The sequence below is a fragment of the Brevibacillus antibioticus genome (assembly GCF_005217615.1).
Taxonomy (GTDB): Bacteria; Bacillota; Bacilli; order Brevibacillales; family Brevibacillaceae; genus Brevibacillus; species Brevibacillus antibioticus.
Map to the genome: position 1 here is coordinate 3,007,319 of NZ_SZNK01000001.1, position 18,659 is coordinate 3,025,977.

Genomic DNA, 18,659 nt, shown 5'->3' on the forward strand with positions numbered 1-18,659 from the left:
GTGTTTGATCACCTCCCTTATCAATTTACAATAAATTTTTAGTTTTATCTTGTTTCCCCAGAGGAATTACATCCTCTAGGTGCGTTACTCGTACAATGCAGCAATCATATCTGGATTTACGAAGTCTTTTAATCCCCACCACATATACTCTAGCTTGTTTCCATTCATGACTTGGCTAATGCCGAACTGTTGGCATATCTCATAATACTGCTCTTTTCCGAGTTCGCCATCACGTTCTAACAGTTGTTTTCCCATCCAGATCATCCCGCTACGTTGAATCGTTTTCACTCGTAGATTGTCCAAACCAAAGTATTCTTCTAATGCATGTAATCTCCCATAAATCAGATGAGGACTGACTTGTTCCACATGAACATTTCTTGTCTTGGCTGGCTTGATTACATAGCCTGTTTCAATTAATTCACTTGTTTCTTTGAGATGATCTCGTCTCATCTCACCATTCCCTTTTAGATAATCCTTTTGCTTGATTGCGCCATCTATCAATTTCAGACACTGTTCCGATATTGAAATTTCTCTTGTTTCTTCTTTATCGTTAATCAATATCAATGTTCGTTTCTCATCATTGACTTGTTCACGTTTTAGATTGCGTAGTTCACTTACCTCTCTTCCACCCGCACCTTCAAATAACAGAGAGAGAATCACTGAATCTTGATCGTTATTACATTGGTCAATGATTGCATCGATTTCTTGCTTCGTAATAAATTGTTGATGGGTGTTTCCTACCATGTTCTTAAACCATTCTTTTGAAACGGACTCCAGTGGATTGGTGTCCTCTCTAAGCCCCTCTGCTCTTGCCCAATTCAAGTAAGCAGATATCGTTCTCCCAGCCGTATTAAGAGAGTCTCCTGTAGAAGCATGGAAGCTGTGCAAGGCTGTTTCAATCTCATCCAATGTAAAGTGGAGCAAATCCTTATCCTTTTCCACTTCGAACTTCATTGTCAGGTTGAACACTCTTGAATAAGCTTTTTGGGTATTTTCTTTATATCCTTGAAGAAAGGTAGTTTTTATTTCGGGGTTAAACATGGTTACACACCTTTCTTGATGAAACAGGAATACTATAAATTTATAGTTTGACTTCTTTGAATTGATATTACTATAAATCTTCATTTTAAATCAAGAGTTTTTTACTTCTTTCAGGAATAAATTAAAGAACTCCAAACGAGTAGTTAATTACCAGTCTTGAGTGATAAAATTAACCTTTTTGACAGTAAATTAATTCGACCATGCTAATTGATAATTCCTATTTAGTAAGTACCTCACATTCAGAAAAATATTTCATTGACTCTTTTGCGGTCAAAATCTAAATTCCAATGATTATACTTCTCATAATCCTTCCGTAATACCTCCGATTAGCTACAATATCCAATCCTACTTTCCCTTCAAAAAATCCCCATATTTATCTGCATCAGCAACCCAATGATGTTCATTACCCCTCTTTTCGAATACTTTAATAGCTGAATCTCCGTGCCCAGTTAGATCTTTTGCCCACCAATATCCGACTATAACAAAATTAGTTATCACCACTTAGCCATCAAGCGTAGCTGTAATCTTCTTTATATGTTGACCAATAATTTGATGCACCATATCCTGAGCCAAGCATCCCTAAATACCCTTTGATTTCTCCATCATCTACTTTCAACTCTCAAACACACCTTAACACAATGATGGATGATGATCGTTATTAATTGTATAATGTTGGTCAGATAACAATAATTTTAATAATATGAAAAGGTGAGTACCTGTGTTTCTTTCTGAAAAAGAACTGGTAAACAGATTGATTGAACATTACGATAAATACTTTACCGTACAGGAAATCGGGGCTGGTTATGGCATTTCTGACTTATTAATAATTAGAAACAAAACAGAATTAATTCGATTTATGGAAAACCGTAATGGAACGTACTTAAAACACCTTGATGATATTCGGGTTTTTGAATATATCCGAAAAAGAAATGGAGTGACATTAGATGAAATGATGGAAAAATTATACATATCGAAATCAAAATTAAGGTACTCTATTGTTAAACGCCTAGAAGAAATTGGTGCGGTTATAAAAAAGGAAAATTTTTATTACAGAGGATCTAATTTTAAATTATTTTGTCCGAATGTAACTGCATTTGAAGCAAAGCTTGAAGATTGGAAAAAGGGACTTGCTCAAGCAATAAGATACCAACGATTTGCCGATAAATCTTACTTGGCTTTAGATGAAAAGTTTGTTCATAGAGCCAATCAGGAGGAGTTTTTAAAGTATAATATCGGTTTAATTAGCGTAGGGCCTAGGGTCAAAGAAATAATAAAGCCTATTTCTCAAAGACCACTAGACCCAATTATGAGATATAAAGTTGCCGAGGAGACCATTTCAAAAATTCATTTTACATGTGAGAAGCTTCACTTAACTTAGACTTTGACACTTCTAAGATGACATCTCTCCAAACCTCTAGATGGGAGTGTCCAAAGTTTTTTATCCGCTTTTCCTTATTAATTTCCTTTGTTAATTGGATAGCCCCTTCTACATTGGAAAGAAATTTATTCATTTTACCTGCTGGCTGCAATAATGATAATTCTAGCATTTGTTTGTTTTTAACAAAAACATGATGCTTAATTACATTGTTGAATTCGTACAATTGATTAGTATTACTGGAACCTAGGCAAAAGTCACAACGACATATGCAATTTTTACCAGCATTCGTTGAAAGAACATCATCTAGTATATTCTGATTAAACAATCCCATTAGTTTTTCAACGTAATATCGTCTTGTTGTTCCACCTCCTTGTTCTCGCTCAAGGTATTCTTTTTTGAAATTGTCGCTTTGTCCTAGACCCGCTGAAACTGTATTGGCTCCGAGTGCAATTAATCCCAGCGAAAAATCATTAACACGTGAGAGTATTATTTCTTTTTTAGACTCGGCTAGCATTTTAACTAAATACGCATACGATAGATAATGGTTACTATTTGTAGTATCAAAATTACCCGATATTTGTAAGTAGTATCCATCTGGATTTGCTGAGGTAACTAAATTAACAAGCTCCTTAATATAATTGATATCTTCAAATTCTCCTATTTCAAATGATATGCCATAATAAAGAGGTTTGTTAATACCAGCGCTTTTAAGATAAGATTTACCTTCTTTATAAGCATTGTAATCAACGTTCAACCATTCATCTCTATTATCTTCTAAGAAATGATACGGAGATAGTAATATGGTTGCATTATAATGTTCTTGTAGGTCAATTACCTTTTTTACTCGTTGCTGTAATGAAGAATTATTTAAAAAGTCTTTAGGTGTTTCTTTTCGCAATGCACTAACTAGATAAGGAATTTTTTTATAAGTTGGTTTAGTTGTAAAAGCTGAATAACCCAATGTCTGAGTATATGGATCAACAATTAGCCTCACATTGCTTTGGACCAGCTCTTGGTAGTTTTTATCAGAGTGTAGTAATTGAGGAGCATTAAAAATAGCTCCGTTAATTGAGTGACTATTGTTATATTCAACAACAGCCTTTGCGTCATTTTGTATTACCATTGGCAAAAATTCAATGTTAGGATTAAAATATATTTTTGTGATTTTTGGCGTAGTTCTCACATCAGGCTTTTTATATTTTTCTAATAGCAGAACGATATCGTCAAAAGAAGCATTTCTTTCAAAAGGTTGTTTCTTTAATAAAATGTCAACTAATTCAGATATTTCAATCGGAACAGAAGGAATTTTCGATGCTAGTGGTTCTGGCCTTTCATTTAGAATTTTATTAATAGCTTCAAGTTGATTGTTCATTTTTAATGGTTTTTCACCTGAAATCAATTCATACAAAATAGCTCCTGCTGAGTAATAATCTGCCCTGAAGTCAATATCTTTTGCAGAACGCAGTTGCTCAGGTGCCATGTAAGCAAACGTTCCCATTCCTTGCCCTGTAGTGGTGAGGGTACTTGCATCTATTAATTTTGATATTCCAAAGTCAAGTATTTTTATCTCTAAACTATCGTTTGTAACAATTATATTTGATGGTTTTAAATCTCGGTGGATAATATTACTATCATGGATGGCTTGTATTCCTGAATAAATGTTTCTAACAAGAAAACAAGCTTCAGAAACAGATAAAGTCTTGCGGTCAATAAGAGCTTCAAGGGTTTCTCCTTCAACATACTCCATCACTATGTAACGATATTTTTGTATGCCATCACTAATAAATCCATCATCTACATACTTCACAACACTATTATGAGTAATAGATTTAAGAAGATTGATTTCTCGTTCGACTCTTTTTGAATTTACAGCTTCTTTATCTAAAATATTTTCTCTTATTAATTTCAAGGCAAAACTCATTCCATTTTTTTCAACTTCATATGTAGTTCCAAAGTTACCCGCACCAAGTGTCCGAATAATACTGTAACCATTGATATCATTCATAACGAAGCCTCCAATCATTGGAAATCAATTATAGTTCCATTGAACCACAAAATTACAAATAATTGAAGGGAAACTTAAATAGCTATCGTAATCGAAAACTGTCAGAAATTTAAAAATTTTTATAAAAAAATAAAATTTGTACACATACTTTCTTTTGATAACTTATTATTTGTATTCCACAGTTAATTCTATCCGATTGCCTTCCCGATTATAAATAATCCTATCAGCCAACTTCTTCAAAGCTTTATTCTAATCTTTCGGTGTTGCCGCTAAACTCCACATCACTTTAATTTGTTCTGCTCTGGTACAAGAGCTACCTCCCTAAGCTTTGATTTACCATACGTTATGTATCCAAAATGAATATCACTTATAAACGTCGAAAAAAGAAACCCCAGACGAGTAGTTGGTTACTCGTTTGGGGGCAATCTAATATATTATCTTTTTTGTTCCAATATCCTCACAATTACTTTATATAAAGCGAACTCTACTGTCCCGCCTTTTCCCATGTAGTTCTTTTCTTCTTTGCATACGTTAACTTTATAACCATGCCCTCTTTCTTTTGACTCAATTACAAACGTAAAGTCATGATCTGATAGCCAGTAAAGTAAATCTTGTATACTCGGCAACCATATTCCTCCAGAAATAACTTCCTCAGGTGCTAATAAGTCTCCTTGTGGTAGAATTCTGCCACCTAGTATCCATTCTTCATCTTTAAAAGAGTAAAAGTCACAAGGCGCTATTTCTCCATCATAATAAGTTTTTAGGAACCCAAGTTTATGCAGTTCCAATGCTTGTTCTCTAGTCAAATACAATGTAATCACCTCACTATTTTATCTTAATTTTTAGACCAGTTGGACCTTTATGGACGTTCGGTAAATAATTTCCATATTTATCAGCGTCCGCTACCCATCGTAATTCATTTCCCCGCTTTTCAAACACCTTGTAGGCTTTTCCTTCTTGACCATCCCTTCCTGCATGCCCTTCTGTATCCCTAGCCCAATAAAGTCCTGTTTTCGGGTCTTGGTATGCAGATACTTTAGAACCATTTATATTATAGTCAATTTTACTACTAGCCCCTGTCTTAATATCCCATGGTGTAGTAGAATTCTTTAAACCCGCATAAGACGTTAATGAACTAGGATCATAGTTCAATCCTGCCTGCAAATCTGGAAACCCTTTTTCAATCTGGTCTGCCATATAACCTTGAAGCAATCTATTCCTTAATTTTGACCTCATTTCTTGGTCTAGATTATTGTAGAACTCATTATCACCACTTACCCATCTTACGTAGTTATAGTCTTCTTTAAACGACGACCAGTAATTCTGTTGACCATAACCTGGTCCAGCAACTCCAATATAGCCACTAACACTTCCGTTATCTATAACAGGTCGACCTGCAAAGTCTCTATCGTCACCCAGATAAATACTACTTTCTGAATTACATCCGCCCCCATGAGCATATTTACCATTTGCAGAAACGCAGTAGTTTCCAGTCGGGTCAATATTAGCAATAGGATTATTATGCACGTAAGTATATCGGTTTAAGGATAGAGGATTATCCACCGAACCCTTATACGTATCCTCCGAGATAAACCGCCCAATCTTCGGATCATAATATCGGGCACGCAGGTAGTAAAACCCGCTCTCTTTGTCAAACATCTCCCCCGCATACATAAACGGGTTGGAAATCGTCTCTTTGACCTTATCCGCAATCAAATTGCCCCAAATGTCATACTCATACGTATTCAGGACATTGCCGTTCGGGTCTTTAATCTTAACAACATCCCCGTGGCTATTGTAATAGTAGGTACCTTCTAAATTTGACGCAAAGTCTTTTCTCCAAATCAACTGGTTACCAAACACATTCCGCGCTTTGACCCTGCCATCCTGCGTCAGCTCTTCAATGACTTGCCCATTCAAATAGACGTAATGGGTCGTGTCGGTCACGCTGCCAGTCTGTTGCTTCGTCGCCCGCAGTCCGCCTGGGTAATACGTGTAAGTCGTTGTCCCCTTCTCGTCCTTGTACTCCTGCAAACGATTAAACAAATCGTGCTTCATTTCATAGGAGCCCAAGATATTTGCCGGAGCATTTGCATACACTTGGCGGTTGCCGCGCTTATCATAGGAATACTGCTTAACGTTCCCTTCGACCGATTCTTCCTTAATCCGGGAAAGCTTGTCGTACACAAACAATCCATAGTTCGTGCCGGAGCGCTTTTGACTGGTGATATTCCCAAACAGATCGTAGCCATTTGTCTCGTTCCAACCGTCTGCGTGATTCATTGCTGTTATTTCTGCAAACGAGCTAACCGATTGTTGCATGGCTGTCGGTTGTCCCGGATACGATACAGCATTGGTTTCTCCCGAATTACTAATATCGTACGTATACGTGGTCGTTCCGACTCCGGGGATCGCCACCGCGTTTAATCTGTTCGCGTTGTCATAGGTGTATCCGACACTTAGAAATGGAGCAGAACCAGATACCGCACTTCTTGCAGGGTATACAAGTGTATCTACCAAATCGTCATTGTCTGAATACAGAAGCTGGTAGTCTTTGCCCATCATCGTCTGGCGATTCTTCCGATGGAATCCATCATAACCATAGCTGATGGCATTTCCTGTGTGATTATTTTCGCTCAAAAGCAGTCCAGACTGTGGATCGTACACGCGCTCTTCATAGAAGGACGCACCGGAAGAAACTTTCGTCAGTTCATGGAAAGGCGAATAGTCGTAGTTGAATGTGACCCCGTTTTTGTCCTTGTAACTCTTCACAAGGCCGCTTTTATCGTAGGTGTACGTCTCTGCTCTCGTTTCTAGATTCTTCTCCGAGAGCTTCCATGCCAAACTATTGTAGGTATACTCTGCGGTAGTCGTCCCATTTTCCAGAACACTGGTGAGATTGCCTAGCGTATCGTAGCCATATACGTTTACGTTATTTTCCGGGTCCTGCAAATATACGAGATTGTCGTTATGATCGAAGCGCATACTCCACGCTTGGGAGGTTTTTCCGTCTGTGATTTCTTTATTGGTTACTTTCCCGAATCGATCCGTCTGGTAGTTCGTCACGCGATGGTGACTGCCCCTTTGGGTCGTCTCCTCTGTGCTCTCCACTTTTCCATACAAGTCGCGGTAGGTGGTCGCGATATAGCCATTTGGAGAGAGCGTTTGTTCCGTCAAACGAGGTAAGTATCTTGTTCCATCCGAGTAGGCATTATTTCGATGGTGCTTGGTGGTTCCTAGTGCATTCGTCGTTTGATACAAAAAGCCATCCCAGTCATACAGGTATGAGGTGCTTTGCTCCTGCTTCCCAAAAGGAACCGTGCGGCTAACCTCTAACCCATCCGGCGTAAACTCGTTTTCTACCAAAGAACGCTTCGCACCTGTCGTGCCCACCTGTTCTTGATAGGCGATATCTCCATATGGGGTGTAGTAAGTGATTAGCTTCGATTGATCCGGGGCAATTTTCTCCACGATGCCCGGTCCCTCTTTACTCGATCCAGAGGCTTCGCCGTCCCGATAGACATACGTAATGGTTCGTTTTGCGCCTTGATTTTGAAAAGTCTCTGATAGAGGTCTTCCTAATTCATCGTATTCATACGTAGCCTTGCTTCCGTTCGGATAGGTCTGGCTTTTGATTTGGCCTTTGTCATCGATGTCGTAGGAAAAATTCAATACATCCGATTTACCGCTTTCCAACTCAACACCTGCGAGTGCGATTTGCGTAGGCTGAATTCCGTATTGATCATAAGCGGTGAAGCTCTGCGTCCGTGTCTTTCCTCCGCCAAAGTTCTCCGTTATCGAATAAAGCTGTTTGTTTGTGTACTCATATGTCCGTTCAACCGATTGACTTTTGGGCGTATTGATTAAATTGACAGGGAACGAGTTGATCTCTGTTTCCTTCCGGAGCAAATATTGATCGTTGTACTCATAGGTGGTATTCGAATAATACGGATCACCGGAAGCTGTCGTTGATTGTGTTCGGGCTGCCTTCAATACAGAGAAGGTAAGGAAGCCCCGTGGATTCAGCGCCACTTCATCATATGTCCATGTGCTCATAATCCCGTTTGGCGCAATCTGCTTGATCAGTTGTCCATAATGGTTGTATTCCAAGTACGTCTCTTGTGCGTAATTATTGATCTTGGCCGCATACCTTGAGCGATTGGAAAGGTTCGGGTCTTTCAAGTAGGAATTGTAAACCTCTAGATCACTCACTGCCGATGTCGGTTCCAAGAAAACGTATTGATACGTCGGCTTTGTGTTCCGGCCGGAATAGGCATAGGTTGTGTACGTAGTTGGATTGTACTCGACCCGATACTTCGCGCCAGATACATTTGTTCCACCTTTGCTCACGCCCGTTGTCTTCTCGCTTCGCAGCAATGGATTTCCATCTTGATTAACCTTGTAAATGGAATTCTTCGTGTACCGGGAAGCCTCAGATTCTGTGACCTGGATGGTATCCCCATGGCGCTCCGCAAAATTCTTCAATCGAGGCAGTTGTTCCTTTGGTACCTTCCATATTTCGCGGAGGTTGTCGTTATTGGCATAGTTCTTTTCGAGCTTATACGTATTGGTTCCTTTTGGCGTTTTCTGCGTGTAGCTGTACGATACTTTATTGACTGGATGATAAGCTACATAGCTTAGTGCAAGCTTGTCTTGAAAAATCCGTACGAGTCCGTCATTGAAGGTAGTCTGACCTAGTTGATAGGGACGATAGTCGTAGTTGATTTTTAATCCTTGCAACGGATAGGAAACCTCTTGCATGAGCAAGTAATCGATTTCCTTACGCTTCTTTGTATCCGATCCCCAATACTTGGATGAATCTTGCAGGCTTTGATCGGTTGGGAGCTTATCCAGCGTATATTTTTTGTTTAAATTGAAATAGGCTATGCCCTTCGTTTTGGGATCATGATAGGCATAACGCGCCACTGTATATGCGCTGCTTCCGCTTCCTGCTGTCGGCAGGACTTCTACGCGAACAAGCTGATGATAAGCGCTCAATGCGAACTTTCGTTCAAAATGGTAGCGAATGTGCTTAAGCACCGTGGTCTCGGTCTTGTCTTTGTAGACGATCAAGTCTTGCGTGGTGTCGTTTTGCTTTCGGTTCAATACCACATAACGACCGACACTATCTTCGATGCTGCCCCTCTCTCCGTCGCTACTCAGATTGTACTTGATCGTATCCCCGTAAATATTGGATTTGACGACCATTCCTCGAGTCATATCAAATTCATACTTCAGATTACGGTAATGCAGCGTGTACTTCCGATTCACCTCGTCAATCGTGAAGCGGATGTCTTGATACGGATAATTCACAAACTTGTTGAACCGGTATTCTAAAGATGTACCGTCTTCTAAGGTAATGTAATACCGATTACTCGATGGATCCTTATCTACCTTGGTAGAGTAAATTTGTAGACTTGGATCATAGGCATCGTCCCTTACCGTTACGGCCTGCTCCCGACTGACGATATCCAATCTCGGCATATTAAAATCCCAGCCGGTTGCAAATTTGTCAGTGTCATGTAGGGTTTCATTCTTGTCTAGATCATCATCCCAGGTTGGCACACTGATTTTACTGCTCATGGAGTGGTATCTACGCTTTATATCCAGATCCAGTCCATGCTTTCCTGGCAAGTAGAGATCTTGCTCGACCAGATTCGCAGCACGATATAGATTGTCGACGGATTGCTCTGTTTTGGAACGAGCAAATCGAAACTCCTGATCCTGTTCGGTGTATTTTACCGGAGGAAGCGAAGTGGATTGGACCTCCATCTGTTCTTCCAGTTGCTTGATTTCTTTCATTTTAGATAAAACGAGAGGGGTTAACCGCTGCAAGAGGTCTTTGCTTTCCTGACTCAGATTCTCGAATTGGGTGATAATCTGCTCAGAGGAAAGGCGTTTGACTTCTTCTTGTTCTTCTGGTGTTAGTAATTGCAGCAGCTCGGAATAGAAATAGGCTGCGAATTTTAACAATGCTCTGTCAAAACTGCGATGAATGTCAATAACAGTGTCAGTCTCTAGCTGCGTCCATGTAAGCGAAGAAATATCCGTTTCCGTGTACTCTATCGGATTTTTTGCTTCTCCTTTGCCATTGGTGATTGGCTCGCCCATGGATTGTTGAATCTCTTCGATTGTCGTGTCAGGAGTTGCTGCTTTCTCACCTGACGTAACTGGAGAGATGGACACGGGGGAGGATTCGTTTGCGAACGTCGTTCCAAGCGGCAGCATCGTCGTGCATAATGCAAGGCAAAGCACAACGATCATGAGTGATTTTATGGAAAAATGTTTCATAATGCCTCCGTTAGAGATATTCGTCCCCCCATGATGCGAAGGGGGGACTGCATGAACATGGATTAGGGTACAACCGTAATCGTTATCGTTTTAAACTGTCCATCGTAAGACACCCTGGCCTCTGTAGTTCCAGGATTCATCCCATATACAACGCCTTTCACGATAAATCCAACTCTAGAATCTACCACTGTGTAAAGGCCTTGTGCTGTTACATCCAGCGTACTGCCGTCCTCCTTTGTTGCTGTGACCTTGATCGGTCGCGTGCTGCCAGCTCGTACCTCCACCTTTTCCTGATCCACATGTAATACGGTTCCTTTTGGTGGAAGCGTCACTGCATGCTTGACGCTTTTTAGAATGTTTCCATTATCATCATGAATGAACGTTACGGATTCTACGTCATTTTCTTTTATCGCCTTTATCCGATTGTTTTGATCGTATACGTACTCATAAAGAGTCCCACCAGGCGGGGGAGCAAAAACAGTGAAGGAAACACTTACCGGATAACTCTCGGTATTGGTCAATTTGATCTTGTAGTTCCCCATCCCTAGCTCATAATTGCTTTCGGAAGGAGTTGGCGTCTCTTTAGGAGTTATGGCATTTCCATTGGACAGTACCGTGACAACTGGATATTTATTCGTCTGATTTTTCAATTGTGTCGTCATGCGATACTTGCCAGAAATGATCGTATTCATGGCCATCTCGACCGTTTGACCAGGCTGAAGCGTAATTTCCTTTGGCTGGTTGAAGGTAAAAACCTCTCCCCCTGGCTTTGCTAGAAGCGTAGCGTAGGAAGTATCGTTTGCGACAATTTTTACATAATAGGTTTTTCCTGCAACAAATACGGGGTTGACTCTTCCATTCGCTCCTGCCGCAATCTCCTCATGTGACTGCAAGCTGGCTGCTTTATAGACGGATAAGATTGCATTTGCAGGCGAGCCGGAATCGTTGTTTAACGTGAATGAATAGGTTCCATTTGTTCCGGCAACGATTTTCATGTATTTCATCTCTTTTGCAGGGAAATACATCCGCACTGGGCTATTCTCGACCATTCCATTAAAATTGCCTTCTGCCGGTTTCGTTTCAACCGTAAACGAACTGCTGTAGCTGCTAATACCAGCTGAAGTATACGCCCAAAGTCTAATGGTATACACACGCGCAGGCTGAAGACCCGCGATCGTATGGTTGGTAACGTCGCCGACTTTTTTTATACCGCCGCCATCGACTTGGATTCCGTAGTCAAGGGCACCCACAGATGGACTCCAATAAATTTTGAGTGAATTGGTTTCGGCCTCTGCATTCACGATACTCGGTGCATCTGGCTTGTCTTCTACTGTTAAGCTTCCGCTGTAATAGGCCACCATTGGCTCCGTCACTTGGATATTTTCGTACGTGCCTGATCCGATTTCTCGTCCCGTCCAATTCAGCTCCCACTGGCCGGAGGTTCCTGTTGTCGTGAAATTTTTGGCGGAACGAGAGGAGAACACTTGGGCTTCAATCGTTTCGCCAGAGGTAAGCTTCGTGTATGTTCCATCCAATGTAAAAGTGTCATCAAGGTCCATGACTCTCTTGGCAACTGGCGTGTAGATCACGATTTTCGGAAGTGCTTCTTCCAGTGGGACAGAATAGTTAACAGCTGGTGTCCAAGCTCCCCGGTTATCCTGCGCCTGCACTGTCCAGTAAATAGTCTGATGCAGCATATCTTTCGTAAGGGGGAAGGAATACCTGCTAACAACTTGTCTGTTTTGAGAAGTCTCCCGGATGAACTCTTCCTTCTCATCAAGCTCGTTTCCACCTGGTGTGAAACCTACTCGTAATTTTGTCGAAACGATCTTGTCCGTGACATCATTTTCATTGAGCGTATAGTTGATGGTTCCTGTAAGCCCTCTGTCCAAGGTGACAAACACCGTACTGTATACGACAGGTGCTTGATTGGCAGCTAGAACACTGAAATTCAACTTCGCCGTGCCACCATAAACATAAGTAGGCGTCTTTGGCATGATGGTGCGAATCCGGGCTTCTACGCGGGCATTTTTCTCGATCACACTTGTATCAAACACGTAGGAACGTGCTGTACCCGTCAATTTTTCGCGGATCGTTGAGGGCAAACGTCCACCTTCGCTAATATTAATGAGTAATTCTTGCGACTCGATTTTACTGGAATGCCCACGGTAGCTTGCGTATTCCCAAGTCAGTGAAACCTTTTCTCCTTTTGAAATTTCGGTTCCATCTTTCGGAGATTTCCAGTCTGCGACAACCATAATGTCTTCCTTTTCTGCTTGTGCTCTCATGTCCAAGGTGAAGTCTACTTTTTCACTGTGTGATCTTCCGGACTTTTGGTCGACTGCCCAGACACGAAGAGAGTATAAAACATCCGGTTTCAGGTGATGGGTGGGCAGATTGTACAAAAATGGTTGGTGCTTTTCCGAAGCCATAAATCTCGTCAATTCTTGAGGATCTTCATCATCCAGCTGGTACCAAATGTTTACCTGATCTCCTATATTCGGGTCCATGGCAAAACCTGTTATCGCGACAACATCCTTGCCATCAACAGTAGAGACCGCTGCTCCCACAGTGGGAGAGGTCAAATAGATTTGGGGAGACGCATTATCGTTAACGGCGTTGCTCACGTACGTAATTTCAGGTGTCCATTTTAGTAAATCGCCGATGCTGCTTTCTTTTTGATCCACTTGAAACAAGAGCGCATCTCCTTGCTCTACCTCAAGTTCTTCTTGGATTTCCACACCAATTTCATCGTTGAATTCGATGGATTGCCATCCATTGGACGGCCAAATTTGTTTATCGTTTTTCAGCAATCGGACGTTTACCCCATCGCCCTCATCAACTTGAATTTTGGAAATCCAGCCGCTGACCTGGATTTTTCCTGATCGTGGTGCTTCCCATTTGATGACAGGGTTTGAGCTGCCAACTCTTATCCATGTATTCCCGATGGCCGTATCGTGATTACTCTTCCATTCTTCTGTTTGCTTATTCCACGTCAAATCAGCATGACGATCCCCTGACACCTCTTGATAGGACCAATTATCCTTACCTTGCTGATCTGAAAATTGCAGCCAATAGGTGTACTTAGCATGAACCGGCTTCACGACGTTGATCTTCTTTTCCATGCTAGTTTGTTTTCCGTCTTTTTCCGTAACCTGCACAGTTAGCTGATGTTGCCCCAAGTCGAGATCATTTACTTCTAACAAATACGAAAAACCCGGTTTTACAGGAGGTGCCTCTGGGTACGTTCGCAAAATATCCGGGCGTTCCAGTCCATATTTCGCCTCACCCACTGCAACGCCATCCATTAACACTTCGATTTTCTCCACTTTACCGGAAGTCATGAACCAGCCTGTTAGGTTATAGCTTCCACTAATCTGTTCATTCTCTCCTGGAGCATCAATCGCACCTGTCGTCATCAAAGCGTCGCCCTTTATATGAACAGGCACTTGCTGGACGATGCCAGCAAAAGTGACGGACAGAACGGTATTACCCGGCGCTAGGCCTGTTATCACACCAGTTGCGTCTATTTTTGCAATGGCTGGATCCTGAATCGTGTAAGAGACTTCGCCCGTTACGTCCTTCGTACCCTTGTCCCGATAAGAGGCAACAACAGTGAGAGAAACGGTCTTTTCTTTCTCAAGATCAATTTTGGAAAGATTGGTGGTAATCCCAGTAACGGGTCCAATGGTTACTTGTTTATCGAAGACGAGACTTTCTGCTCCCTTTTTGTTGGTTACACGTACAGTTATTTTGTGCTCGCCTTCATTGAATCGCATGGTATCGAGCTGATACTGAAATCCTGCATTTGCATTTTCATAGCGCGGATACAGGGCAAAAATGTCTGGGCGTGGCCCGCCATATACTGCCGTTCCTTGTAGCTGCCCATCCATCAACACTTCGATTTTGGCTACACCGTCCGGATCAAGGAGCCATCCCTGAATCGTTGTGATTCCTCCAATTTCTGCTTTGTCCATCGGGATGTCGATCTTTCCTTTTCCAACCAGTGGGCCAGATTCTGTTTCCGTCACAACCACTGGAATGGTTAGGGTCTGACCTCCATAACTGACGACAATCTTGGTCATTCCTACTTCGAGTCCAGTGACGATCCCCAGTGGACTAACGTGGATGACATTGGAATTTTCGTACGAATATACGGCTTGGGCAGTCACATCTTTTGGACTTTGATCAGTTGAAGTTGCGGTAATCTGCAGCTTCTTCATCGACGATTTTGCTAAGCTGATGCCCGATTCTGTATGATGCAAACTATCTGCTTGAGCTACTTCTCCAACCACAAAGCTTTTCTCTGACAATGGGTATTGTTTCCCTTCGCTATCCGTCACCACGACAGATACCGTATGAGGGCCAGCTTGCAAATCGGACAGATCCACCGTATAGCTGAATCCGGCATTCGTATTCTTATAGTCTGGATGCAGCAGGGCAATGTCAGGTCGTCCTATACCCGAATTGGCTTGTCCGACTTCTTTTCCATCAAGGAAGACCTGATAACGAGTAGACGTAGTAGGATGCAAAAACCATCCCGCTATCGTATACGTACCATTAATAATGGCTTGATTTACTGGCGTTTCTATTTCGCCTATTGCTTTAAGTGCTTCTGCTGCTGTAATCACGAGCGGTATCTTGATACTCTGATTTCCGTACTTGATCGCAAGACTCGTCTTGCCTTGCGCAAGAGCCGTAACCAAGCCGTCTGGACTCACTTTTGCAACGGATGGATCTTCTATGGTGTAAAGGGCTAGCTTGGTCACATCCTGCTTGCTCTGGTCCTCCAGCTCTGCTTTGACTGCAAGTTGATGTGTCTTTCCTTGAGAAAGCTGCAACTCGGCAATATCTACATGCAATCCAATTACCGGTAGCAATTCGACCACCTGAACAGTTCTTGACCCCAGCATCGTTTGCTTCCCATCCTTGGCTGTTCCTCGAACAGAAATGGCATGCTTTCCTTGCTGCAAAAGGCTTGTGTCAAGACTGTAATGAAATCCAACGTTGCTACCCGGTAGAGAAATATCGGTAATCTCTATTTCAGGACGGGGAACTCCATATGTGGCTTCCCCGATTACAACGCCATCCACCAACACCTCAACGCTCGAGACACCACTAGAAGCGATAAACCAGCCTGTTACAGGGTAAACTCCGCTAATCGTCGCATTGTCGAGAGGACTGTCCAATCCCCCTTGGGTCAGACCAGCCGCCGCTTTAACCAAGATCGGAATCGTCAGCACTTGTCCCTGGTAATCGACAGTAACCGTTGTCTGTCCGATCCGAAGACCTGTGATGATTCCGTGACCGGAAATGCTAGCAACCGTTGAATCTTCAAGGGTGTACTTCACTTCTCTTGTTACATCTCGGATTTGGTCATTTTGCAAAACAGCTGAAATGAAAACTTGCTGTGTATTCCCTTGTGTTATTTCGACCTTATTTACATTTGCAGCTATACTCGTGGCTGGTTGTGCAAGCTCGAAGGACACGGAGCGCTCCGCCAGGACTTGCTCTTTGCCTTCCTGATTAACAGCCATCACCGTAATAGCGCGCTTCCCTTCCATTATTTGGGTCGTATCCAAAAAATACTGAAAACCAGAAGTAGCATTTTGATAAGCTGGGTACGCCTGCGCGATATCAGGTCGTGGTTGCCCGTAAAGAGCTTCCCCGACTACTTTCCCATCTACATGAACCTCTATCTTTGCTAAACCTGCTGGATCTAAATACCAGCCTCTAATGAGAGCGGCTCCCGTCATTGTAGAATGATCGACTGGACTCTCTACTTCCCAGCGCGGTACGAGCGCGATTTTTTCCTGGATCGTGACAGGAATCGTGATGGTTTGTCCATCATAGCGAATCGTCAAAATCGCCGTTCCCATTCCTGTTCCTTTTACGAAACCCGTCGGAGTTACCGTTACGATTTTTTCATCCGAAGAAGTGTATTCAGCCAGCATCGTTACATCTTTTAGCGTTTTATCTTCGAGAATCGTAGAGACAACGAGCTGATGCGTATTTTCGGCCGTTAGTTCGAGCTTGGAAACATCTGCATGAAGGCCCTCTACTGGCTGCTTGGTGCCAATATAGAACGTACTTCCTTCCATAAGCGTCTGCTCTTCATTCTTGTTTTGAATGGCAAGCGTAATGGTATGCAATCCTACGCTCATTTCTCTTGTATCTAGTTGAAAATGATAACCCGCGTTTCCATTTTGATACGCTGGATACTTAGCCTCAATATCGGGTCTGGGATCACCATAGGTTGCCTCTCCAACCTTTATACCATCAACCATGATACTAATTTGGGACACGCCTGCCGGATCTAGATACCATCCCTTCATCTCATAGGTACCAAGAATTAATTCACCATTTTCTGGGGTGTCGAGACCGCCACGTGGGGTCAAAGGTACATTTTCACGAACCACTACTGGGATTTCGATCGTCTTGTCTTCAAACGTTACGATCAATCGCGTCTCACCAATGCCAGTAGCAGTCACCAGTCCTGTTGGCTTTACTGTAGCGATTTTTTCATCGTTACTGACATAACTCGCTTCCTCGGTAATGTCTTTGGTCGTATCATCTGTCATCTTCGCCTTGATCTTCAATGGATAGCTTTGCCCTATGGAAATAGCGAGCTTATTAGGAGAAGATTCAATCGACTGAATCGCGAGAGACTCTGTGCTTCCTATCCCCAAGGCTTTTTCCAGGTTCACCAGCCCTTTGCCATAAAAACGTGGCTCACCTAGAGGTGTTGCACTCTCGACCAAAATATCCCGGACTTCATCGTTGGTTGCTCTTCCCTTCTTCGACCAAATGACCGCTGCGGCACCTGCCACGTGAGGAGCAGCTAAAGATGTACCCGAGCGCAATTCATATCCTTTGTGAAGAGTAGTGCTTAAAATATCCACGCCCGGAGCCATCAGGTCCAATCCCGTTCCTACACTGGAGGAATCAGCACGCTGGTTATCCCGATTAATGGAACCTACCGACAACGTTTCCGAATATTTTGCCGGAAATAATTGGGTATCCTCACCGAGACCTCGATTACCCGCTGCTGCAATGACCAGAATCCCATGCTCATTCGCCCTTTTTATCTGGTCGTGCAACGCTTGACTGTCCACGGACCCACCTGCACTGATCGAGATAATATTCATGCCATTCTGAATGGCCCATTCTATTCCCTGAATCATACTCGAATACTTGCCATGACCTTTTTCATCTAGAACTTTGATTGGATAGATTTCCGCTTCTGGCGCGACTCCTATTATTCCAAGCTGATTATCTTTGCCAGCAATCACCCCGGCCACAGCGGTACCATGACCATGGGCATCCTCATAATCCGCTTCACCTTCTACATAGGAAATGCCGCCACTCACTTTCAAATCTTCATGACGAGAGATTCCTGTATCTAAAATTCCTATCTTTACATTTTTACCTAAGTAATTTTTGCTATGAGCTTGAATAGCACCGACATGCTCGACTCCCCATGGGATCTCCTGTTTTTCTGCTAGGTCGATCTCTGCTAACTCTGTGTCACTATCTTCCTCAATGTACGCGACATTCCGATCTTGAGATAATTCCTCCCTTTCACTTTCAGTTAAGGTAGCCACCATAATTTTGGAATTGAGCTGTTGTACAGACGTTCCTTGAATGGCGCTCCTTTTTGTTCGGTTACTGTCCTTGAAACCAACCAAGTATGTTTTGCTTTTTTCCGTTGCGTGCACCTGCTCTGGAAACGTTTGCAAAAACAGTAAAGAGAGCAATATAAATACGTTACAAATACAAATGGACCGGATGATTTTACGATTCATCTCTAAAAACTCCCTCCCCCATACAGTTCAAAACCGAAAGAAAATAAGTACAGGTAAAATTAGTGAAATATTCCTTAAATGCACAATTAGAATTATAATAAATTCCTTATTTTGGGGCAACGGGAAATAAAGACAAAAA

Annotated in this window: 6 protein-coding genes; 1 reads left to right on the plus strand and 5 read right to left on the minus strand. The window is 42.4% G+C overall.

Translation table 11 applies throughout. The features are described from left to right. Positions 1-84: 84 nt before the first annotated feature. Positions 85-1,041 carry a tyrosine-type recombinase/integrase gene (locus tag E8L90_RS14070; protein WP_162309084.1) on the minus strand — a complete coding sequence of 319 codons (957 nt, stop codon included), beginning with the start codon at positions 1,039-1,041 and terminating at the stop codon, positions 85-87. A gap of 718 nt (positions 1,042-1,759) precedes the next feature. Here E8L90_RS14070 and E8L90_RS14075 point away from each other — a divergent pair. After that, on the plus strand, positions 1,760-2,419 hold the full coding sequence (locus E8L90_RS14075; RefSeq protein ID WP_137029929.1) for a hypothetical protein: 660 nt from the start codon (positions 1,760-1,762) through the stop codon (positions 2,417-2,419). Here the strand turns inward: E8L90_RS14075 and E8L90_RS14080 are convergent. The 4 genes from E8L90_RS14080 to E8L90_RS14095 all read right to left on the minus strand — a co-directional run bounded on the left by E8L90_RS14080 (position 2,391) and on the right by E8L90_RS14095 (position 18,520). Next, entirely contained in the window at positions 2,391-4,424 is a 2,034-nt protein-coding gene (locus E8L90_RS14080) for a serine/threonine-protein kinase (RefSeq protein WP_162309085.1), read from the minus strand. The genes E8L90_RS14075 and E8L90_RS14080 overlap by 29 nt on opposite strands. 434 nt (positions 4,425-4,858) lie before the next feature. Further along, positions 4,859-5,230 (minus strand): hypothetical protein, encoded by a 372-nt coding sequence (locus E8L90_RS14085; protein WP_137029931.1) that lies wholly within the window; start codon positions 5,228-5,230, stop codon positions 4,859-4,861. Positions 5,231-5,249: 19 nt separating this feature from the next. Next, the gene (locus tag E8L90_RS14090) at positions 5,250-10,715 is read right to left on the minus strand and encodes an RHS repeat domain-containing protein (RefSeq protein WP_244297223.1); all 5,466 of its coding nucleotides are present in this window, start codon (positions 10,713-10,715) and stop codon (positions 5,250-5,252) included. 62 nt (positions 10,716-10,777) lie between these two features. Further along, positions 10,778-18,520 carry a S8 family serine peptidase gene (locus tag E8L90_RS14095; protein WP_137029932.1) on the minus strand — a complete coding sequence of 2,581 codons (7,743 nt, stop codon included), beginning with the start codon at positions 18,518-18,520 and terminating at the stop codon, positions 10,778-10,780. Positions 18,521-18,659: the final 139 nt, after the last annotated feature.